At 52.5% G+C, this 21,008-nt stretch carries 20 protein-coding genes; 6 read left to right on the top strand and 14 right to left on the bottom strand.

Annotated features, from left to right (window positions below):
* Positions 1-249: 249 nt before the first annotated feature.
* From yqaB to OGV80_RS04060, 5 genes are all read left to right on the top strand, one after another.
* Positions 250-816, top strand: a complete 567-nt coding sequence (yqaB, locus tag OGV80_RS04040) for a fructose-1-phosphate/6-phosphogluconate phosphatase (RefSeq protein WP_043017322.1) — start codon at positions 250-252, stop codon at positions 814-816.
* A complete protein-coding gene (locus OGV80_RS04045; RefSeq protein WP_003825961.1) occupies positions 813-1,241 on the top strand; it encodes a YqaA family protein in 429 nt (142 codons plus the stop codon). The genes yqaB and OGV80_RS04045 overlap by 4 nt, the downstream gene beginning before the upstream one ends.
* A gap of 77 nt (positions 1,242-1,318) precedes the next feature.
* Positions 1,319-2,875, top strand: coding sequence for a glutamate--cysteine ligase (gene gshA, locus OGV80_RS04050; protein WP_016154161.1), 1,557 nt, complete (start codon positions 1,319-1,321; stop codon positions 2,873-2,875).
* 149 nt (positions 2,876-3,024) lie between these two features.
* Positions 3,025-3,540: an S-ribosylhomocysteine lyase gene (luxS, locus tag OGV80_RS04055; RefSeq protein WP_016154160.1), complete on the top strand. Its 516-nt coding sequence runs from the start codon at positions 3,025-3,027 to the stop codon at positions 3,538-3,540.
* A gap of 346 nt (positions 3,541-3,886) precedes the next feature.
* The gene (locus OGV80_RS04060; RefSeq protein ID WP_286513754.1) at positions 3,887-5,254 is read left to right on the top strand and encodes a carbohydrate porin; all 1,368 of its coding nucleotides are present in this window, start codon (positions 3,887-3,889) and stop codon (positions 5,252-5,254) included.
* A gap of 48 nt (positions 5,255-5,302) precedes the next feature.
* Here the strand turns inward: OGV80_RS04060 and emrB are convergent, their stop codons facing one another.
* The 14 genes from emrB to OGV80_RS04130 form a co-directional block, all read right to left on the bottom strand.
* The gene (emrB, locus tag OGV80_RS04065; protein WP_043017320.1) at positions 5,303-6,841 is read right to left on the bottom strand and encodes a multidrug efflux MFS transporter permease subunit EmrB; all 1,539 of its coding nucleotides are present in this window, start codon (positions 6,839-6,841) and stop codon (positions 5,303-5,305) included.
* 15 nt (positions 6,842-6,856) lie between these two features.
* Positions 6,857-8,029, bottom strand: a complete 1,173-nt coding sequence (emrA, locus tag OGV80_RS04070) for a multidrug efflux MFS transporter periplasmic adaptor subunit EmrA (RefSeq protein WP_043017319.1) — start codon at positions 8,027-8,029, stop codon at positions 6,857-6,859.
* Between the two features lie 129 nt (positions 8,030-8,158).
* Positions 8,159-8,689 carry a multidrug efflux transporter EmrAB transcriptional repressor EmrR gene (emrR, locus tag OGV80_RS04075; protein WP_003037300.1) on the bottom strand — a complete coding sequence of 177 codons (531 nt, stop codon included), beginning with the start codon at positions 8,687-8,689 and terminating at the stop codon, positions 8,159-8,161.
* 90 nt (positions 8,690-8,779) lie between these two features.
* Positions 8,780-9,115 (bottom strand): L-valine transporter subunit YgaH, encoded by a 336-nt coding sequence (ygaH, locus tag OGV80_RS04080; RefSeq protein ID WP_043017318.1) that lies wholly within the window; start codon positions 9,113-9,115, stop codon positions 8,780-8,782.
* A complete protein-coding gene (locus OGV80_RS04085) occupies positions 9,105-9,842 on the bottom strand; it encodes an AzlC family ABC transporter permease (protein WP_047409251.1) in 738 nt (245 codons plus the stop codon). The genes ygaH and OGV80_RS04085 overlap by 11 nt, the downstream gene beginning before the upstream one ends.
* A 122-nt stretch (positions 9,843-9,964) precedes the next feature.
* The gene (locus tag OGV80_RS04090) at positions 9,965-11,149 is read right to left on the bottom strand and encodes an MFS transporter (RefSeq protein ID WP_080626193.1); all 1,185 of its coding nucleotides are present in this window, start codon (positions 11,147-11,149) and stop codon (positions 9,965-9,967) included.
* A gap of 149 nt (positions 11,150-11,298) precedes the next feature.
* Positions 11,299-12,294 (bottom strand): glycine betaine/L-proline ABC transporter substrate-binding protein ProX, encoded by a 996-nt coding sequence (gene proX / locus OGV80_RS04095; RefSeq protein ID WP_043017315.1) that lies wholly within the window; start codon positions 12,292-12,294, stop codon positions 11,299-11,301.
* A 189-nt stretch (positions 12,295-12,483) separates the two neighbouring features.
* On the bottom strand, positions 12,484-13,548 hold the full coding sequence (gene proW, locus OGV80_RS04100) for a glycine betaine/L-proline ABC transporter permease ProW (protein ID WP_043017314.1): 1,065 nt from the start codon (positions 13,546-13,548) through the stop codon (positions 12,484-12,486).
* Positions 13,541-14,743, bottom strand: a complete 1,203-nt coding sequence (gene proV / locus OGV80_RS04105) for a glycine betaine/L-proline ABC transporter ATP-binding protein ProV (protein ID WP_003037282.1) — start codon at positions 14,741-14,743, stop codon at positions 13,541-13,543. The genes proW and proV overlap by 8 nt, the downstream gene beginning before the upstream one ends.
* A gap of 354 nt (positions 14,744-15,097) precedes the next feature.
* A complete protein-coding gene (gene nrdF, locus OGV80_RS04110) occupies positions 15,098-16,057 on the bottom strand; it encodes a class 1b ribonucleoside-diphosphate reductase subunit beta (RefSeq protein WP_075145744.1) in 960 nt (319 codons plus the stop codon).
* A gap of 10 nt (positions 16,058-16,067) precedes the next feature.
* Positions 16,068-18,212 carry a class 1b ribonucleoside-diphosphate reductase subunit alpha gene (gene nrdE, locus OGV80_RS04115; RefSeq protein WP_193145222.1) on the bottom strand — a complete coding sequence of 715 codons (2,145 nt, stop codon included), beginning with the start codon at positions 18,210-18,212 and terminating at the stop codon, positions 16,068-16,070.
* Positions 18,185-18,595, bottom strand: a complete 411-nt coding sequence (gene nrdI / locus OGV80_RS04120) for a class Ib ribonucleoside-diphosphate reductase assembly flavoprotein NrdI (protein WP_047409260.1) — start codon at positions 18,593-18,595, stop codon at positions 18,185-18,187. Before nrdI ends, nrdE begins: the two co-directional genes overlap by 28 nt.
* Positions 18,592-18,837: a glutaredoxin-like protein NrdH gene (nrdH, locus tag OGV80_RS04125; protein ID WP_193145220.1), complete on the bottom strand. Its 246-nt coding sequence runs from the start codon at positions 18,835-18,837 to the stop codon at positions 18,592-18,594. Before nrdH ends, nrdI begins: the two co-directional genes overlap by 4 nt.
* A 279-nt stretch (positions 18,838-19,116) precedes the next feature.
* Positions 19,117-19,548 carry a carboxymuconolactone decarboxylase family protein gene (locus OGV80_RS04130; protein ID WP_286513765.1) on the bottom strand — a complete coding sequence of 144 codons (432 nt, stop codon included), beginning with the start codon at positions 19,546-19,548 and terminating at the stop codon, positions 19,117-19,119.
* Between the two features lie 90 nt (positions 19,549-19,638).
* On the opposite strand from OGV80_RS04130, the gene pdxR reads away from it, so the two are divergent.
* Positions 19,639-20,973, top strand: coding sequence for a MocR-like pyridoxine biosynthesis transcription factor PdxR (gene pdxR / locus OGV80_RS04135; protein WP_286513768.1), 1,335 nt, complete (start codon positions 19,639-19,641; stop codon positions 20,971-20,973).
* The last annotated feature ends 35 nt before the right edge of the window (positions 20,974-21,008 follow it).

A 21,008-nucleotide genomic window follows, 5' to 3' on the forward strand; every position in this document is an offset into this window, starting at 1 on the left:
TAGCTCAGCTGGATAGAGTACTCGGCTACGAACCGAGCGGTCGGAGGTTCGAATCCTCCCGGATGCACCATCTTCTCCGAAATAACTGTGAAACTGTTTTTTCATGGTCTGCGAGATAATCGCCAGCACCATCTTCCCCTTTTCGAATCATTTCCTCATACTCCCGGAACACCCCTTAATTCGCTGTCAGCGACAAAATCAATCAATTACGATAAAATAACGTCTGGTCAATCGGCTTGTGAGAAGACGATGTACGAACGTTATGCGGGTTTGATTTTTGATATGGATGGCACCATCCTGGATACCGAGCCTACGCACCGTAAGGCGTGGCATGAGGTATTGGGGCATTATGGGCTACGTTTTGATGAACAAGCCATGGTCGCCCTCAATGGCTCCCCAACGTGGCGTATTGCCCAGTCGGTAATTGAGTTGAATCATGCCGATCTTGACCCACATGCCCTGGCACGTGAAAAAACCGATAAGGTGAGAAGCATGCTGCTGGATAGCGTCCAACCTTTGCCATTGGTTGACGTCGTGAAGGCCTGGCATGGTCGCCGTCCTATGTCGGTAGGTACGGGGAGTGAAAGCGCGATTGCAGAGGCTCTGCTCGCTCATCTTGGGCTGCGTCGCTATTTTGATGCTGTAGTCGCAGCCGATCACGTTCAACGCCATAAACCTGCTCCTGATACGTTTTTGCTCTGTGCTGAACGTATGGGCGTTGTTCCGGCGCGCTGTGTGGTGTTTGAAGATGCTGATTTTGGACTGCAGGCGGCGCGTGCCGCGGGAATGGATGCTGTGGATGTCCGGTTATTGTGAGTGATGGACTATCGCTCCTGTCACTGTTTGCCAGCAGTTTTCTCAGCGCTACGCTATTACCCGGTAATTCTGAGGTTGTTTTAGTTGCTTTGCTGGTTTCTGGGGTAAGTCATCCCTGGGTCTTAGTCTTAACAGCAACAATGGGTAATAGCCTTGGAGGGTTAACTAACGTTATCCTTGGGCGTTTCTTTCCATTGCGTAAAACATCGCGCTGGCAAGAAAAAGCCACTGGCTGGCTGCGGCGCTATGGCGCTGTCACACTATTATTAAGCTGGATGCCGGTTGTGGGCGATTTACTGTGCCTGTTAGCTGGATGGATGCGCATCTCGTGGGGCCCGGTACTCTTTTTCTTATGTCTTGGCAAGGCGCTGCGCTATGTTGTTGTCGCAGCGGTTACGACGCAAGGCATTATGTGGTGGCACTAATTGTGTTGTGAGATAGCCTACAGGGTAACCAATACCATTATGCTAATTAAAACGATTTTGACAGGCGGGAGGTCAATTTGATCCCGGACGTATCACAGGCGCTGGCCTGGCTGGAAAACCATCCTCAGGCGTTAAAGGGGATTCAACGTGGGCTGGAGCGCGAAACGCTGCGCGTTAATGCAGACGGGTCATTAGCAACGACAGGTCATCCTGAGGTGTTAGGCTCAGCGCTAACGCATAAATGGATAACCACTGACTTTGCCGAAGCGCTGCTGGAGTTTATTACGCCTCCTGGCGACGATATTGAGAAAATGCTCACGTTCATGCGCGATCTGCATCGTTATACCGCCAGAAATCTGGGCGACGAGCGTATGTGGCCATTGAGCATGCCTTGCTATATTGCCGAAGGCCAGGATATCGAACTGGCGCAGTACGGTACGTCGAATACTGGTCGTCTGAAAACGCTGTACCGTGAAGGCCTCAAAAACCGTTACGGCGCGTTGATGCAAACTATCTCTGGCGTACACTACAATTTCTCGCTGCCGATGGCTTTCTGGCAGGCGAAATGCGGCGTAACGGACGGTGAAGATGCGAAAGAGAAGATCTCCGCAGGTTACTTCCGCCTGATCCGCAACTACTACCGTTTTGGTTGGGTTATCCCGTATCTGTTTGGTGCCTCTCCGGCCATTTGTTCCTCCTTCCTGCAAGGAAAACCGACAACCCTGCCGTTTGAAAAAACCGACTGTGGGATGTATTACCTGCCATACGCGACGTCGCTGCGTCTGAGTGATTTAGGCTATACCAATAAGTCGCAAAGCAATCTCGGAATTACGTTTAACGATTTGCATGAGTATGTGGCAGGATTAAAGCGCGCGATTAAAACTCCTTCCGAGGAGTACGCGGCGATCGGTCTGGAGAAGGATGGTAAGCGTCTGCAAATCAACAGCAACGTTCTGCAGATTGAAAATGAGCTGTATGCGCCTATTCGCCCGAAACGTGTCACTCGTCGTGGTGAAACACCTTCTGACGCGCTTCTGCGCGGCGGTATTGAGTACATCGAGGTTCGCTCGCTGGATATCAACCCGTTCTCACCGATTGGCGTAGACGAGCAGCAGGTGCGCTTCCTCGATCTGTTTATGGTCTGGTGTGCGCTGGCCGATGCCCCGGAAATGAGCAGCGATGAATTGCTGTGTACGCGTAAAAACTGGAACCGTGTGATCCTCGAAGGGCGTAAGCCTGGGCTGACGCTAGGCATTGGCTGTGAAACAGCCCAGTTCCCGCTGCCGAAGGTAGGTAAAGATCTGTTCCGCGATCTGAAACGCGTGGCACAAACGCTGGACAGCATCGATGGGGGAGAGGAGTATCAGAAGGTCTGTGATGAACTGGTTGCCTGTTTTGACAATCCTGAACTGACTTTCTCTGCACGGATCCTTCGGTCTATGATTGATGAAGGCATCGGTGGCACGGGCAAAGCGCTGGGTGAGGCTTACCGAAATCTACTGCGTGAAGAGCCGTTAGAAATATTGCAGGAAGCTGAATTTATTGCTGAAACCGAGGCTTCAAAGCGTCGTCAGCAGGAGATCGAAGCGGCGGATACTGAGCCGTTTAGCGTGTGGCTGGAAAAGCACGCTTGATACAAAAGAAAAAGGCCACTCGGGAGTGGCCAAAATTTCATCTCTGAAAACAGGGATGATGATAACAAATGCGCGTCTTTCATATACTCAGACTCGCCCCGGAACAAAGAGTTCAGATTATTTTTAAAAAATTTATCGGAGGTGGCTAAATGCCGTTGTTAGATAGTTTTACTGTCGATCACACCCGGATGGAAGCTCCCGCGGTCCGGGTTGCAAAAACGATGAACACCCCGCATGGCGACGCAATCACCGTGTTTGATCTGCGTTTCTGCATTCCGAACAAAGAAGTGATGCCTGAGAAAGGTATCCATACGCTGGAACACCTGTTTGCAGGTTTTATGCGTAATCACCTCAACGGTAACGGCGTTGAGATTATCGATATCTCTCCGATGGGATGCCGCACCGGCTTTTACATGAGCCTGATTGGTACGCCGGACGAGCAGCGAGTTGCCGACGCGTGGAAAGCAGCGATGGCGGACGTGCTGAAAGTGCAGGATCAAAACCAGATCCCAGAACTGAACGTTTACCAGTGTGGTACGTATCAGATGCACTCGCTTAGCGAAGCGCAGGATATCGCTCGTCATATTCTGGAGCATGATGTGCGCGTTAACAGCAATGAAGAGCTGGCGCTGCCGAAAGAGAAACTGCAGGAACTGCATATTTAGTCTTACTAATTAGCTGTTTCAGTATTTAAATTAACCCCGGTTTGTAGCCGGGGTTTTTTATTGCTTAACATAATTTGTATTTATTATATTTGTGAAGAAAATACATCACGTATTAACTAAAGCATGGCCAGAGAAATAATAAAATGTGATCTGGTATACAGAAAGTTGCGGATGATTAACGATGCCAGACCGCATTGATCACATAAATTAAAAAACATAAATAATGAATAGAAAAACATAATGGAATGCACCAGATATCCGGGTAATAACAAGACTCTTTTAATAGCCGGTGGATGAGGTTTTTATCAAATCTTATCTGGTATACATTTAACTTTAGGGATAAAAAATGAAGGTGAAATATTTAGCGCTAGTGGTCGGCGCTTGCTTTTCGCATAACCTTTGGGCAGCGAATACCGCTATTGAGCAGCGTCTTGCCGAACTGGAGCAGCGTGTGATTAATGCCGAGCAGCGGGCCGCAGATGCTGAATCGCAAATTCGCTCGCTGAGACAGCAGCAGGTAGCTGCAGCGCCGACGGTGCAAGTACAGTCTGCTGAACCCTCCGCCTCTACGGAAAATCCACCCAAGTTAACGCTATCCGGTTTTAGCGATATCAAGTTCTATGGCGACGTTGAGTTTAATATGGATGCGGCAAGCCGCTCTGGTAGTCTGACATCAACCAGAACTTCGGCAAATAAAGATTGGGCGCCAGGAACGAATGAACGTTGGGATATCAACGGGCGTCTACTATTAGGGTTTGATGGCTACCAACGACTGAACAACGGTAATTTCGCCGGATTCTCAGTTCAGCCGCTGGCAGACCTGACCGGAAAAATGAATCTCGATGATGCAGTGTTCTTTTTTGGTCAGGAAAAAGACTGGCAAATTAAGGTCGGACGTTTTGAAGCGTACGATATGTTCCCGCTGAATCAGGATACGTTTATTGAATATTCAGGTAATACGGCGAATGATCTTTACAGTGATGGCTATGGCTATATTTATATGATGAAAGAGGGGCGTGGACGTAGCGACAGCGGCGGTAATTTCCTGATCAGTAAAACCATCGATAACTGGTATTTTGAAGTGAATACATTGATGGAAAATGGCAGTACGCTCTATACCGAGAAGCAGTACCACGGGATGGACTTAACCAATGATAAAAACGTGGCCTATGTGCGTCCGGTGATAGCCTGGCAAAGCGGACGCTTCTCGACGGCGGTGGCGATGGAAAGTAACGTCGTCAACAACGCCTATGGCTATTATGAGAATGGGAAGTGGATCGATCAGTCCGATCGTACAGGCTATGGTTTTACTATGACCTGGGATGGTCAGAAAACCGATCCAGAAGATGGTGCGGTGATAAACCTGAACACCGCCTATATGGATGCGACCGACGAGACCGATTTTACCGCCGGGGTGAATGCGTTGTGGCACCGGTTTGAGCTGGGTTATATCTATGCGCATAACAACATTGACGCCTTCAACGCCACTAATCTTGAAGCCGTTTGCGAGGAAGATTGTTGGATAACCGATCCTGGCAGTTATGATATTCACACCATTCATGCCTCATATCTGTTCCCCAACGTACTGGATATGAAAAACTTTAACATCTACCTCGGTGCCTATGCCTCATGGGTTGAGGCCGATCCGAATAATGGCGATAACAGCGAAGATGCACGCTACGGCGGGCGCCTGAGATTTAAATATTACTTCTGATCGCGAGTCTAATAAAAAAGGGATCCGCAGATCCCTTTTATCAGAAGCTTAGTGTGCGCCGCCGCCACCACCGCCTGCGCCGAAGGGCGGTTTGGCAAACCACACCAGGCCAAGCAAAACCAGGAAGATCCCCGCCGACATCCAGAAGATTTCGTTGGCGGAAATAATCAGACCCTGATTGGTGATCTGCTGAGCTATCCAGCCTGACGCCTGCTGCTGCGTCATCCCTAAATCCTGCAGCTTATCGTACATGGCCTGCGCATTTGGGTTGTAGGGGTTTACGGATTCCGTTAACTGCGCATGGTGCAGCGACTCGCGGTTCGTCCACATCGTTGTCGTAATCGACGTGCCGATAGAACCTGCCAGCGTTCGCGTAAAGTTCGACAAACTTGATGCTGCGGCCAGACGCTCAGGCGGTAAGCCGGACAGCGTGATGGTCGTCAGTGGCATAAAGAAGCAGGCTACCGCGAACCCCTGAATAAACTGCGGCCAGGCTGATGCGCCAAAGTCCATACCCGGTTCGAACGTCCACGCACGCCAGTAGAAACAGACGGCATACATAATAAAACTGAACGTCACCAACCTACGCATATCCAGCTTGTGCGCAAAGCGGCCGATAATTGGCGACAGGATCACCGGAATGATCCCTACCGGCGCGGACGCCAGACCGGCCCAGGTTGCCGTATAGCCGTAAACCTCCTGCAATAGCTGCGGCAGCAGGACGATTGCGCCGAAGTAGAGCATATAGGCCAGGCTGATACACAGGCAGCCGATGGTAAAATTGCGCGACTTAAACAGCGAGAGATCGACGATGGGGTGCTCGTCGGTAAGCTCCCAGACGATCAGGAAGCTGATAGCGACAACCGCGACCACCGTCAGGATGATAATCTCCTGCGAGGCGAACCAGTCCAGCTCTTTGCCGCGGTCGAGCATAATCTGCAAACTGCCGATACCGATGACCAGCAGAGCCAGACCAATGGCGTCGATGCGCCGCTGCTCGGTTTTGGTTTCCCTACCGCGCAGGGTTTGCAGGGTCATCAATACCACCGCAGCACCGATTGGCACGTTGATGAAAAATATCCAGCCCCAGTGATAGTTGTCGCTGATATAGCCCCCAAGAATAGGGCCACATATCGGAGCAACAATTACCGTCATCGACCATAGCGCGAGGGCGATGGAACGCTTGGCGGGAGGATAGTTATTCAGCAGCAGGCTCTGTGACAGAGGAATTAATGGACCGGCGACAATCCCTTGTATCACGCGGAAGAAAATGAGCATATTCAGGCTGGTGGACATCCCACATGCCCAGGACGCAATGACGAAGGCAATTGTGGACCACATGAAGAGCCTGACTTCGCCAAAGCGCTTTGCCAGCCAGCCGGTGATCGGAATAGAGATAGCGTTCGCCACCCCGAAAGAGGTGATCACCCAGGTTCCCTGGCTCAGCGAAGAGCCCAGGTTCCCGGCGATAGTGGGGATCGCCACGTTAGCAATGGTGGAGTCCAGCACCTGCATGAATGTCGCCAGGGACAGCGCGATCGTCATAATGACGAGCTGCGCGCCTTCCAGCGGTTTTTGCTGTTGCATCACACGCACCTTTAATTAGCCCGCGTTGGCCCGCACGATCTCTTCGATCATCTTATTGACCGGAGCAAGGTCGATTTCACGTGCATTACTTTCTGCTACCGGCGTGGTGCGAACCTGGCTTGCCAGAATCTGCCCGTCACGATTAGCGGTATCAACGGTTACCAGCGTAGACAAACCGATACGCAGCGGATGCTGCGCCAGTTGCTGCGCATCCAGTTCGATACGTACCGGCAGACGCTGGACGACTTTGATCCAGTTACCGGTCGCGTTTTGCGCTGGTAACAGGGAGAAGGCGCTGCCTGTACCCATATCCAGGCCGACTACTTTACCGGTGTATTTCACGTCATCGCCGTAAATATCACTGATAACGGTCGCCGGTTGGCCGATACGCATGTGCGCGAGCTGTGTTTCTTTAAAGTTAGCATCCACCCACAGATTAGTGGCCGGAACAACTGCCATCAGCGGCGTGGTTGGGCTAATTTGCGCGCCAGGCTGCACGGCACGACGGGAAACATAGCCGGTCATTGGACTGACAATTTTAGTACGTTCCAGTGCCAGCCAGGCATTGCGCACTTCAGTGGCAGCCTGTTGCACGGCGGGCTGGTCTTCCAGCTTGCTACCCAGAATCATCGCCTGGTTAGCATTATATTGTTGAATTGCGACATCAAGCTGGGCCTGCGCGCTGGCGACAGCATCACGCGCATGTTGCAGTTCTTCGCGGCCAATCAGGTTGGCGTTGCCCAGTGGAACACGGCGATTAAAGTCGCTTTGCGCCTGCGCCAGTGCGGTTCTCTGCACTTCAATGCTGGCCTGCAACTGCTTGCTGTTGATCATCAACTGGTGCGTCTGACGCACGCTGGAAGCCAGCGCAGTTTTGGCTTTTTCAAATGCCTGTTTTGCGTCCGTCTGATCAAGGGTGACCAGTACATCGCCTTGTTTTACAAAGTCAGTGTTATCAGCCCAGACTTTCGTCACGCTGCCTGATACCTGCGCCATGATTTGAACCTGGTTCCCTGCCACGTACGCATCGTCTGTCTCTTCGACATGACGCAGTACTAAAAACCAATAAATCCCATATGCCACGGCAATGATAATAAAGAGCAAGGTCAGAAGGAGCAGCGTACTTTTACGTTTGCCATTCTTCTTGACCGGTTGCTGCGGGGTTTGAGTCTCCGCATTTGCGCTCATGTTGTTCTCCACGATCTTCTTTTTTTCACATCGGCTGAGCCGACCTGTTTATCAGACAGGCCAGCAGTGTGCGTGCTGGCCTGTCGGTTTTTTCATTTATAAATCTGGATTTCTGAGCGAGTCGGCGCCTTAGCGCAGCGCTTCTAACACCGCACCATCCTGCTCCATCTGATCAAGACGGGTCAGAAGTTTACGGGTAATTTGCTCGAGCTGATCTTTTTCGGTGGTGCTGAGAGACGACCAGAGCTGATGCAGGCAGTTGTGCTGAGGCGGTAATACCTCTTGCAAAAATGCATGGCCTTTCTCGGTCAATTGCAGATGCAGACAGCGGCGATCGTTATCGCTTTCGCGACGTTCGATCCAGCCACGTTTTTCTAACTCATCCGCGATGCGGGTAGCGTTAGTGCGTGACGAGCCGAGCGCGCAACTCAGTTCAGAGGGCTGAATACTGTGGTTTTCCTGAGACTCCAGCGTAATCAACGCCATAAACAACGTCTCGTTAATCCCTTGAGCTTTCAGCATCTTATTGCGGTTTTCCAGCAGCTTGCCCTGCATGTGCATGCAGAGACGAGTCAGAAGCACTTCCTGATAAGGGAACTCTTCGTAGCGGCTGGCGCGAAATTTTAGCATTTGTTCAATGGGCGTAAACGAACTATCCATTTGGGTATAACCTCATTAATTTCAGCCGATATAGTAACGACAGTGACAAATAAAGTAAATGTATTATTTATTTAAATTGATTTCTTTTATCTATAAGCCAACCAGCATTTTCCAGGCTAATCCGTAGCCCAGAGCACTCAGTAAGGTTGGAATGATGATGCTGCGGGTCTTATAGAAGCTTGCGCCCAGTATGACAAACCCCACCAGCGTCGGTACGAACCGACGAGCGTCGTGCATCACTTCTGGCGCGGTAGACACCACCAACAGGGCGCAAATTGATGCTATGCCAATGGTGTCGAGTAATATGCCCGTTGCGCCGCGCCTGGTCGGGCGAACATTACCCACTCGAAGGCGCAGCGGTAAATAGCGAAAGCAGTAGTTCACGCAGCCGACCAACAGGCCAAGCAGCAGGACCTCATAGCTCATCAGGACCCCCCTGCCAAAATGACTGGATGAGAGCCGTCAGGCATCCGCAGACAATGCCGGCAAGGATGGCGGCAGGAATGGAAAACAGCATAACGCCAGCCAGCGCCCCGGCTAGCGCCGCAGTGACGCAGAGCGCCTGCTGACGCTGGAAAGAGGCCAGTAGGAAGCTCATGAACAGCGCCGGGAGCATGAAGCCCAGCGCCGCCTCAACGGCCGGGTAATCCTTAAGTAAACCGCTGCCGGAAAACGCGCCGATCACTGTGCCAAATACCCAGGAGGCCCATGAGCATAGCGCAATGCCAATCATCCAGTTCTCACTCCAGCGCCGGTTATCCCGTACCAGCTTTGCGGTTGCGGCGGCAAAGACTTCATCGGTGAGGCCAAAGGCCCACAGCGCACTTTTGGGTTTGCTCAGTCGCTGGGCGATTCGGCTACGCAGGGAAGGGCCGTACAAAACATGGCGTACATCCATGGCCATGACGGTCAGAGCGGCAACCCACAGAGAACTGCCTGCAGCGAGCATCGTGGTGATGACAAACTGGCTGGCTCCCGCATAGATAATGCAGGAGAAAAAGACGCTTTCAACGGGAGAAAAGCCAAGGCGAGTGGCATTGAGACCAAATGCAAAAGCGACCGGAATATAGCTAATGACTATTGGCAGGCTGTCTTTGAATCCTTCAGTTAGCGTTGCAGAACTGGGTTCAGACTGGGGTATAGGGCTTTCCATAGGGTTATAGGTTTCATTACCGAAATTAATATAACTTGGTTCAATGAGTTATAACCTTAGCAGACTGATGGGCTCCTTAACACCCTGTGGAGCCCAATCAGCGGTAAACATGCACTATACGCTTAATTTACGGCTTCCTGACGGTGAAAACCTCGCCACCAGACCAACAGATTGAGTAGGGCAACGGTCGTACCGGCCAGACAAACGCCAGCCCACCCGGCATGCTGCCAGGCGGAGGCTGAAATCAGCGACCCTGCCGCTCCGCCAATAAAATAGCTGGTCATGTATCCGGCGGTCAGGCGATTACGCGCGTCCGGATGAGTGCGATAGATAACCGTCTGGTTGGTGATATGTACGCCCTGAACGGTGAGATCCAGCACCAGAATGCCGATAATCAGCATGGGGACGGAAGCGTGCCCAAACCAAATAGCTAGCCAGGAGAGCAGCAGCAATAACAGCCCAAGGGTGGTGGTCAGGTGAGATTTACCTTTATCGGCAAAACCGCCCGCCGGACGCGCGCCTAACGCCCCGGCGGCTCCCGCCAGGCCAAACAGACCAATCATGCCTTCTGAATAGTTAAACGGCGGTGCGGCGAGCAAAAACGCCATTGATGTCCAGAGGATACTGAAATTGGCAAAGGTCAGACAGCCCAGCATCGCGCGGGTACGCAGCAGTTTATCGTGGATAAACAGGCTGAATACCGAACCCAGAAGTTGCGGGTAGTTAAGATGCGTTTCTGATTTCATCTTCGGCAGACCGCGCCACAGCGCAATCGCCATCAGCGCCATTAATACCGATGCCACCCAAAACACGGTGCGCCAGCCGCCCAAATTGGCCAGTAATCCCGCTACGGTGCGCGCCAGCAGAATGCCCAACAGCAGGCCGCTCATAATCGTGCCGACGACTTTACCGCGCTTGTCTGGCGTGGCAAGTGTCGCCGCCAGCGGAACTAAAATCTGTGCGACTACCGAGAACAACCCGGTCAGGGCGGTGCCGAGGATCAGCATGCCCAGCGACTGGCTGCTGGCGGTAATCAGCATGCCGCCTGCCGCTAACAGCGTCATGGAGACGATCAGCATCCGACGTTCGAACATATCGCCAAGCGGGACTAAAAACAGCAGGCCAGCGGCATAGCCGAGTTGGGCCGCGGTGACGATAAACCCTGCGGTACTGGCAGATAGTGAAAAGTTACGGGCGATGGTGTCGAGCAACGGCTGAGCATAATAGTTACTGGCGACGGCAAGGCCGGTGGCGATAGACATTAACAGGATCAGCGAAGGGCTAAGTCCCTGAGTGGTTTTCGTCATTGTTTTCAACTGAGTAATGGGTTGCAGAAAACAATCATAACGGAAGTGATTAACTGTTGCTGATTTGTTGGGTGATGGATTGTGCGGTTTAGGGGGGATAGAGGGAAACAGGCCGGATAAGCGTTAGCGTATCCGGCATTCAGTCGATGTTATTTCTGCGCGGCCAGCGCTTCGTTCACCCAGCCGTCAAACTGCTGCTGGTGGGCTTTGATCCAGCCGTCAACGTGACCCTGCACGTCGGCTTCAGACGCTTTACCGTCATGCATCATCGCGTTCTGCGCGTTGATATCCGCCAGCGGCAGCTTCATGATGGCAAACAGTTTCGCTGCAGCCGGGTTTTTCTCCGCCCAGGCTTTATTGGCGACAATATGCATCGTGTTCACCGGGAAGCCGTAGTTGGCGCCGTTTGGCAGCTTGGTATCAATATCTTTCTGCTCGCCTGGCAGGGAAGAGAACGGTACCTGCAGCCAGACCACATCTTTACCCGGCTTCATGACGTCGCTGACCCAGTACGGTGTCCAGGTGTAGTAAAGAATGGGTTTGCCTTCTTTAAAGCGGGTAATGGTGTCAGCCATCATCGCCGCATAGTTACCGTGGCTGACCTCGACGGTTTTTTCCAGATCGAAAGCTTTGTTCTGGTGGTTGATTACGGCTTCACAACCCCAGCCCGGTGAACAGCCCATCATATCGGCTTTTCCGTCACCGTTAGTGTCAAAGATTTTGGCGATCTTCGGATCTTTTAACTGAGCGATGTTAGTGATTTTGTACTGCTCAGCGGTTTTTTTGTCGATCAGATAACCCTGTGCGGCACCCGTAACGAATACCCCCTCGCGATAAAACTTTTTGTCTCCGCCCGCAGCGGCGTACATATCATCATGCAGCGGCTGCCAGTTCACGGCGGTAAAAGTTGCATCGCCAGAGGCAATGGAGGTATAGCCGACGTTGTAATCAACTTCGCTTGTTTTGTTAACGGTGTAACCCAGCTTCTCCAGCGCGCGGGCAACAAGCTGCGTCTGGAAGGATTCTTCAGAGATTGTGCTCTGAATTGGCTGTACGGTGATGCCTTTGCCCGGCAGGTCGGCAGCGAAAGTGCTGGTGGAGACAAGGGTGGCAAACGCTGTGGCAATAATTATTTTCTGTCGCATCGTTGTTCCTTATTACACTTCATCCTTCAAGCTGCCTCTTTGTTGGCTGCACTCATGCACCCCAGTCACGTACTACTTGTACGCTCCTGGGGATACATTCGTTTGCCGCCGCGATGCAACTTGAATGATTTTGTGTAAGTTAATGAATTGTAGGCCCGGTAAGCAATGCGCCACCGGGCAACGGGTGAATTATTTCGTGAAAGGGCGAGTGATAAGCCCAACGGGACCAGTGGTGTACCAGCGACGGTTGCCACGACTACGCGAGTCGCGACCAACGGCCTGCGTCAGGCGATCCAGGATGATGGCGAGGATTACAATCCCAACCCCACCGACGGTGGCAAGCCCCATATCCAGACGACCGATTCCACGCAGCACCATCTGACCCAGCCCGCCGACGGCGATCATCGACGCGATGACGACCATTGAAAGCGCCAGCATCAGCGTCTGGTTGACCCCGGCCATAATAGTGGGCATCGCCAGCGGGAGCTGCACTTTAAACAGCATCTGACGCGGGCTGGCGCCAAACGAACGCGAGGCTTCAATCAGATCGGCTGGCACCTGGTTAATCCCCAGAATGGTCAGACGTACGATTGGCGGCAGGGCGAAGATAATCGTCACCACCACGCCTGGGACGTTACCAATACCGAACAGCATGACAATCGGCACCAGATAGACGAACGCTGGGGTAGTTTGCATGGCGTCCAGCAGCGGGCGAACAATTTTTGCCGCCCGCGGACTGCGTGCTAACCAGATCCCCATCGGCAGACCAATCACTACGCAGAACAGCAGAGCGGTCAGTACCAGCGCCAGGGTTATCATGGCCTGCGACCACGCACCGATGGCACCGATGGCAATCAAGGAAATCAGCGTAGCAACGCCCATTCCGACACCGGATATCTGCCAGGCAATCAGGGCGAACAGGATAATCGCCACGGGCGCTGGCATACCTAACAGAAGCTGCTGGAAGCCGTTGAGAATGTAATCCACCGGAACACGAATGCCCTGGAAGACCGGACGGAAATGGGTAACAACCCAGTCGATCCCTTCGGTGACCCAACTATCCAGCGGGATCAGTGTTTTATGGAACGGATCCATAATATTGAAATGTTCTGGCGCCGGCGCAGGGGCGCTGGTCAGCCAGTCTGCGCTACCGCCGTCAGTGGGCGCACCAGATGGCGTGCTCCAGGCATCGGCAGTTTGTGCGGCGCTGTCGGCCGCTGGTGTGGTATCCCACGGATTAGTTTGATCAGCCATTGTTTACCCCCTCACGATCTAAAGCCTGTAACAGCATGCGTTTTGAAATGACGCCCACATACTGCTGTTCCTCATCAACAACCGGCACCGCGCACGGGGCCTGGCCGACATGAGAAAGCAACTCGCTGAGAGGAGTTTGTGCATCTACGGCTAACGGCTCATCGATCAATGCCGCTTCAATACCTTGCGCCTGACTTAACGCTGTTTTTAAGGAGTCGATTGAAACAACGCCAACGAATTTATTGCCGCGTTCGATCACGTAACCATATTCGCGATCTTTGTCCTGCAATAATTGCAGCGCTGAACGTGGACCCACCCCGGGCGTTTTACGAATTAAACCTTCGGGGCTACGGCGTGAAATATCTTTCGCACTGAAGACCTGGCTAATATCAACGCCACGGAAGAAGGTGCGTACATAATCATTGGCTGGATTATTCAGGATTTCATCCGGCGTGCCGACCTGGACCACTTCACCGTTTTGCATAATGGCAATTCTGTCGCCAATACGCATAGCTTCGTCGAGGTCATGCGATATAAAGACCACGGTGCGTTGATGTTTCGCCTGTAGTTTTACCAGTTCATCCTGCATCTCAGTACGAATTAATGGATCGAGGGCTGAGAAGGCCTCATCCATTAATAAGATGTCAGGGTTTATGGCTAATGCACGGGCGAGGCCCACACGCTGGCGCATTCCCCCGGAAAGTTCATCCGGGTATCCGTGAGCATAATTCTCCAGACCAACCTGACGTAGCGCATCTAACGCTTTTTCACGACGTTCATCCGCGCCGACACCGGCTAATTCCATGCCGAATGCCGTATTGTCCAGCACCGTCATGTGCGGCATCAGGGCAAAGGACTGGAACACCATCGCAATCTTTTTTCTGCGCACCTCGCGAAGCTCGGCATCGGATATGCGGGCGATGTCTACGCCGTCAATCAATACCTGTCCGCGGGTGGGTTCAATCAGGCGATTGAGAAGGCGTACCATTGTGGATTTACCCGAACCGGATAATCCCATGATGACAAATATCTCGCCTTCTTCAATGGCCAGACTGGCGTTCTTTACGCCAAGCGATAGCCCTGTTTTATCCAGAATCTGCTCTTTTGAAAGTCCTTTTTCAATATATTTGAAGGCTCTCTGGGGATGCTCTCCAAATATCTTATAGAGATTTTTAACTTCTAATTTAATTGCCATGCAATAGAATGATTCCTGTTATTTGTTTATATCGATATATTACCTGATGGAAATAGTGACCTTTTTCTACCCTAACATACTGAGAATCTGAGACAACCCTGAATTTGGTTGTGGCATGAATATTGCCGAAGGCCAGGCGGCGGGACTTCCCGTGATATAAGGGCTGAGCGCGAATGCGGGCGGGTTAATATTTTTTGTAAATGCCAATGAAAAATCGCCTGAATTGCTGGAATGCAGGCGAATAATGCGTCTGATATTGAGTGTAGATCACACAATTATATTTGCACGACAAAAGTGTGATCCTGTTAAAATATTTCCGCGAAAAATGTACGGTATTTCCCGCAGAAATGATTGCTAGAAATTCCAGTCGTCGTCTTCGGTTTCGACCGCTTTTCCCATCACATAGGATGAGCCAGAACCCGAGAAGAAATCGTGGTTTTCGTCAGCGTTGGGCGACAGCGCGGCAAGGATTGCCGGGTTAACCTCGGCCATTTCAGGTGGAAATAGCGCCTCATACCCCAAATTCATCAATGCCTTATTGGCGTTGTAGCAAAGGAAGGCTTTGACGTCATCCACCCAGCCTGTTTCTGCATACAATTCTTCCGTATAGCGCGCTTCGTTATCATACAATTCCATCAGTAGATCGAAGGCAAAGTTCTTTAACTCCTCGCGTGCGGACTCGGAAATATGCTCCAGACCTTTTTGATATTTATAACCAATGTAATACCCATGAACGGCCTCATCACGAATAATCAGGCGAATAAGATCGGCTGTATTGGTCAATTTGCCGCGGCTGGAAAAATACATCGGTAACCAGAAGCCGGAATAGAACAGGAAGGATTCCAGAAACACGCTGGCAATTTTCTTCTTCAACGGTTCGTCGCTGGCGTAATGTGCCAAAACGATCTGCGCCTTGCGCTGGAGTGGGGTATTTTCTTCACTCCAGGCGTAAGCTGTATCCACATCTTTGGTCTGGCAAAGGGTGGAGAAAATAGAGCTGTATGAACGGGCGTGTACCGCTTCCATAAAGCTGATATTCGACAGCACCGCCTCTTCATGCGGCGTTAACGAATCGGCCATTAACGCGGGTGCTCCGGCAACATTCTGAATGGTGTCGAGCAGCGTCAGCCCGGTAAAAACGCGGATGGTCAACTGCTGTTCGGCGGCGTTCAACGTTTGCCAGGCCGGGATGTCATTGGAGAGCGGGACCTTTTCCGGTAGCCAGAAGTTACTGGTCAGGCGGTTCCATACCTCGAGATCTTTATCATCCTCAATCTTGTTCCAGTTGATGGCGCTCACGCGGGATAATGTCATTTTCTCCTCCTTACAGCGCGCATGACACGCAACCTTCGATTTCGGTTCCTTCCAGCGCCAGTTGACGTAGTCGGATGTAGTACAGCGATTTGATGCCCTTACGCCAGGCGTAAATCTGCGCTTTGTTGATATCGCGCGTGGTGGCGGTATCGGGGAAAAAGAGCGTCAGTGAAAGCCCCTGATCGACATGGCGCGTTGCTTCCGCGTAGGTATCAATGATTTTTTGTGGACCAATCTCGTAGGCATCCTGATACAAGGCCAGATTCTCATTGGTCATAAACGGGGCAGGGTAGTAAACGCGCCCGGTTTTACCCTCTTTGCGAATCTCCACTTTCGACACGATCGGGTGAATGCTTGACGTGGCATGATTGATGTAGGAGATAGAACCGGTGGGCGGCACCGCCTGTAAATTCTGATTATAAATGCCGTAGCGCATCACATCTTCTCGCAGCTGCGACCACATTTCGCGCGTTGGCAGCGTAAGGCCGCTGGCAGCAAACAGTGTGCGTACCTTGTCGGTTTTTGGCTGCCAGTCGCCCTGCAGATACTGACTAAAATACTCGCCGCTGGCGTAGCGGGATTGTCTGAATCCGGCAAAGGTTTGACCGCGCTCGCGGGCGATCTTCATTGACGTATTCAGCGCATGCCAGGTGATGGTATAGAAATAGAGATTGGTAAAATCCAGCCCTTCCGGCGAACCATAGGCGATCCCTTCCCGTGCCAGATACCCGTGCAGATTCATCTGCCCAAGACCAATCGCGTGCGACGCGCTGTTCCCGGCTTCGATCGAAGGCACGCTGCGGATGTGGCTCATGTCCGAAACGGCGGTTAAACCGCGAACCGCCGTTTCCACTGTACGACCAAAGTCCGGTGAATCCATGGTATGGGCAATGTTCAACGAGCCGAGATTGCAGGAGATATCATGCCCGGTCTGTGCGTAATTGAGGTTTTCATCGTAGGTGGAGGCGCTGTTAACCTGCAAAATCTCCGAGCACAGGTTGCTCATATTGATCCGACCGGCAATCGGGTTGGCGCGATTCACCGTGTCTTCAAACATGATGTAAGGGTAGCCAGACTCAAACTGGATCTCTGCCAGCCGCTGGAAGAAATCGCGGGCGTTAATGTATTTTTTGTGTACGCGTTGGTCAGCAACCAGTTCGTCATACCGCTCGCTCACGGCGATATCACCGAATGGTTTGCCGTAAATTCGTTCTACGTCATACGGTGAAAACAGCGCCATCCGGGCGTTTTCTTTCGCCAACTGGAAGGTGACGTCCGGGATCACCACGCCAAGCGAGAGCGTTTTGATGCGAATTTTTTCGTCGGCATTTTCACGTTTGGTATCAAGAAAACGCAAAATATCCGGATGGTGCGCGTGCAGATACACTGCCCCCGCGCCCTGACGCGCCCCGAGTTGATTCGCATAAGAAAACGCATCTTCCAGCATTTTCATTACCGGGATCACGCCGGAGGACTGGTTCTCAATGCGCTTAATGGGCGCACCTGCCTCGCGCAGGTTAGAGAGCAAAAATGCCACGCCGCCGCCGCGTTTAGAGAGCTGTAGCGCCGAGTTTACCGCCCGACCAATTGACTCCATATTGTCTTCGATGCGTAACAGGAAGCAGGAGACCAGCTCGCCGCGTTGCTGTTTACCGCAGTTTAAGAAGGTTGGCGTGGCGGGTTGAAAGCGCCCGGAGAGCATTTCATCAGCCAGTTGCATTGCGAGCGCTTCATCGCCCTGCGCCAGCGTGAGCGCCACCATCGTGACCCGATCCTCAAAGTCTTCGAGATAGCGCTTACCGTCGAACGTTTTCAGCGTATAGCTGGTGTAGAACTTCCATGCGCCGAGGAACGTCTGGAAACGGAATCCGCTGGCGTGGGCGTGGGTGAATAGCTTCAGCACGAACGCGCGATTGTAGCGGGCTAACACGCTGGCATCGTAATAGCCTTCATCTACCAATGTGTCCAGGCGCTCCTGCTGGCTGGCAAAAGCCACCGAGTTGGGGCGGACGTGGGCGGCAAAGAAAGCCTCCACCGCCTGATGGTCTTTGTCGAACTGAATGCGTCCGGCTTTATCGTACAGATTCAGCATGGCATTCAGGGCATGGTAATCCAGCGTTGGCTGCATTACGCGTTCTGCGGTTGTCGTTGCCAAAATTCGCTCACTCCTTTCCGAACGTTGTCGATATCGCTTTGGGTGCCCATCAGCTCAAAGCGATAGAGCCACGGCACGCCGCATTTTTGTGAGATGACATCACCCGCGCGACCATAAGCATCCCCGAAATTGCGATTACCGGAGGCGATCACTCCACGGATTAACGCCCGGTTGTGCGTATCGTTTAAAAAGCGGATCACCTGTCTTGGGACCGCGCCAGCCGTACCGCCGCCGCCGTAGGATGGCACGATTAATATGTAAGGTTCGTCTACCCGGATCCGCTCGCGTTCGTTAAGCGGAATGCGGATGGCAGTCAGCCCCAGACGCTGGATAAAGCGGTGCGTATTTTCGGAGCTGCTGGAGAAGTAGACGAGCTGGCTCATGCGCTGGCCACTTGGGGTTCCGGGCGCAGACGGTTGATCATGTCCGGGCGAAATCCTGACCAACTGGCTTCCCCTGCGACCACGACCGGTAACTGGCGAAAGCCTTGCTCGCGCAGGCTATCAGCCAGATCGGGCTGTAAATCGACGTTCACCATCTCGAAGTCAAACCCGCGGCTTTCCATCGCCCGCCTGGTGGCGTGACACTGAACACAGTTGTTGCGAGTGTAAATAACAATGCGCATGATTCGTATTTCCGTTTGTAAATAAAAGATCGACGCGATAGAGGGCGTCGGGTTGTGTGCGTCTTGATACAGAGGATACTAGATGTAGTTTTAAAAAGATTCAACCATACAAGATATGGTAATTTTAGATTAATGAGGGCCGGGTGAGGAGCGTGACGGGGGAAGTGATATGTATCATCGCAGGTTGCTGGATGGCGGCACGTCGCGTCTAATCCGGCCTACAGGAAAGGACTTCCCAGGCCGGATAAGACATTTATGCTGTCATTCGGTAGCGCAGAATCACATACGCATCCCCACCGCCAGACGGTTAAAGCAGTTCATCAGGCTAATGGCAAACGTCAGGTCGCTAATTTCTTTCGCGCTAAAATGGGCGAGCAGCGGCAGATAAACGTCATCTTCGGCATGCGTACTGGCGATATGGGTGACGGATTCAGCCCACGCCAGCGCCGCACGTTCCTTTTCGCTGAAGTGGTGACTCACCCGCCAGCCTGCCAGTGCGTCCAGTTTGGCCTGCGCAACACCGGATTTACGCAGCGCCTTACTGTGCATTTCCAGGCAAAAGGCGCAGCCATTGATTTGCGAGACCCGTAAGTAAATCAGTTCCGTCAGCGTAGGATCCAGCGCGCAGTTTTCCAGCGCTTTGCTTGCCTGAACCAGGGCGTTATAGATTTCAGGACTGAGTTCATAATAGGGCTGGCGTAACATTGTCATGGTATTTCTCCTCGTTTGGCTGACCCGCAATGTAGCACTATAATGGACTGCTAAAGAGAGCCATATTGTTGCAAAAAAAGCAGACCATAAATGCCGCGCTATCAGCAAATCGCCCGTCAGTTAAAAAACGCAATTGAGAACGGTGAACTCAAGCCAGGTACCAGATTACCTTCCAGTTGGACCTGGGCCCAGGAGCTGGGCGTATCACGCTCGACGGTGGAAAACGCCTATGCAGAGCTGGTGGCGCAGGGCTGGCTTGCGCGACGCGGACAAGCAGGAACGTTTGTCAGTGAACAACTGCGGCCTCAAAGCGCGCCAGCATCACCTGCCATCTTCGCCGGAGAAAAACCCAGACCGCAGCTTTTTCAGATGGGATTACCCGCACTCGATCTCTTCCCGCGCGACGTCTGGGCGCGGGTAATGGGGCGGCGTTTACGCACCCAAACGCGTTTTGATCTGGCGGTGGGCGATGTTTGCGGCGAACGGGTATTACGTCAGGCGATTGTTGATTACCTGCGCGTTTCACGCAGTATTGAATGCCAGCCGGAACAGGTTTTTATTACTTCAGGTTACGCAGCATCAATGACGTTAATTCTGCGCGCTTTGTCTCAACCCGGTGAGGGGATGTGGGTCGAAGATCCTGGCTTTCCGCTGATTCGCCCCGTGGTCGCTCAGGAACGCATTGAGCTGATGCCGGTGGCGGTTGATGCTGATGGTCTGGACGTCTGCGCTGGGATCCGCGATTTCCCGCAGGCGCGTTTTGTACTGCTCACGCCCGCACACCAAAGCCCGCTGGGCGTGGCCTTGTCATTAGACCGTCGCCACCGGTTGCTGGAATGGGCGACTCGCGCGCAGGCGTGGGTAATCGAAGATGACTACGACAGCGAATTTCGCTACCACGGTAAACCGTTGCCGCCGCTAAAAAGTCTGGATGCGCCCCAGCGGGTGATTTATGCCGGAACGTTCAGCAAATCTCTGTTTCCGGCTTTGCGCACGGCATGGCTGGTGGTGCCTCTGACCCAGGTCGAACATTTTCGTCAGCAGGCGGCGCTAACGGCCTGTAGCGTTCCGGTTTTATGGCAGCAAACGCTGGCGGATTTTATGCAAGACGGCCACTTCTGGCGACACTTAAAACGCATGCGTCAGCATTACGCCTTGCGACGACAATGGATGGAAAACGCCCTGACCGAACAAGGATTTAGCGTCATTCCTCAGAAAGGTGGGATTCAACTGGTAATGAGTGTAGACGGAGATGATGTTGCGCTGGTGCGCAAAGCGAATCAGGCTGGACTGGCGGTTCAGGCGTTAAGCCGCTGGCGAATAACTTCAGCAGGAAAGGGAGGAATATTGCTGTCGTTTACCAACATTAGCTCACTGGAAATGGCGCAGCAGGCGGCATATCAGCTGCGGCTGGCGCTGGCCTGAATCAGCACGGTTCTTAAGATATTCGTCCCACCATC

Source organism: Citrobacter sp. Ce119 (assembly GCF_030334525.1).
GTDB lineage: Bacteria > Pseudomonadota > Gammaproteobacteria > Enterobacterales > Enterobacteriaceae > Citrobacter > Citrobacter europaeus.

What these genes read in the sequence shown, in the direction of transcription:
- yqaB (WP_043017322.1), top strand. Translation starts at nt 250, where the DNA reads ATGTACGAACGTTATGCGGGTTTGATTTTTGATATGGATGGCACCATC.
- luxS (WP_016154160.1), top strand. Translation starts at nt 3,025, where the DNA reads ATGCCGTTGTTAGATAGTTTTACTGTCGATCACACCCGGATGGAAGCT.
- OGV80_RS04060 (WP_286513754.1), top strand. Translation starts at nt 3,887, where the DNA reads ATGAAGGTGAAATATTTAGCGCTAGTGGTCGGCGCTTGCTTTTCGCAT.
- emrB (WP_043017320.1), bottom strand. Translation starts at nt 6,841, where the DNA reads ATGCAACAGCAAAAACCGCTGGAAGGCGCGCAGCTCGTCATTATGACG.
- emrA (WP_043017319.1), bottom strand. Translation starts at nt 8,029, where the DNA reads ATGAGCGCAAATGCGGAGACTCAAACCCCGCAGCAACCGGTCAAGAAG.
- emrR (WP_003037300.1), bottom strand. Translation starts at nt 8,689, where the DNA reads ATGGATAGTTCGTTTACGCCCATTGAACAAATGCTAAAATTTCGCGCC.
- ygaH (WP_043017318.1), bottom strand. Translation starts at nt 9,115, where the DNA reads ATGAGCTATGAGGTCCTGCTGCTTGGCCTGTTGGTCGGCTGCGTGAAC.
- OGV80_RS04085 (WP_047409251.1), bottom strand. Translation starts at nt 9,842, where the DNA reads ATGGAAAGCCCTATACCCCAGTCTGAACCCAGTTCTGCAACGCTAACT.
- OGV80_RS04090 (WP_080626193.1), bottom strand. Translation starts at nt 11,149, where the DNA reads ATGACGAAAACCACTCAGGGACTTAGCCCTTCGCTGATCCTGTTAATG.
- proX (WP_043017315.1), bottom strand. Translation starts at nt 12,294, where the DNA reads ATGCGACAGAAAATAATTATTGCCACAGCGTTTGCCACCCTTGTCTCC.
- proW (WP_043017314.1), bottom strand. Translation starts at nt 13,548, where the DNA reads ATGGCTGATCAAACTAATCCGTGGGATACCACACCAGCGGCCGACAGC.
- proV (WP_003037282.1), bottom strand. Translation starts at nt 14,743, where the DNA reads ATGGCAATTAAATTAGAAGTTAAAAATCTCTATAAGATATTTGGAGAG.
- nrdF (WP_075145744.1), bottom strand. Translation starts at nt 16,057, where the DNA reads ATGACATTATCCCGCGTGAGCGCCATCAACTGGAACAAGATTGAGGAT.
- nrdI (WP_047409260.1), bottom strand. Translation starts at nt 18,595, where the DNA reads ATGAGCCAGCTCGTCTACTTCTCCAGCAGCTCCGAAAATACGCACCGC.
- nrdH (WP_193145220.1), bottom strand. Translation starts at nt 18,837, where the DNA reads ATGCGCATTGTTATTTACACTCGCAACAACTGTGTTCAGTGTCACGCC.
- OGV80_RS04130 (WP_286513765.1), bottom strand. Translation starts at nt 19,548, where the DNA reads ATGACAATGTTACGCCAGCCCTATTATGAACTCAGTCCTGAAATCTAT.
- pdxR (WP_286513768.1), top strand. Translation starts at nt 19,639, where the DNA reads ATGCCGCGCTATCAGCAAATCGCCCGTCAGTTAAAAAACGCAATTGAG.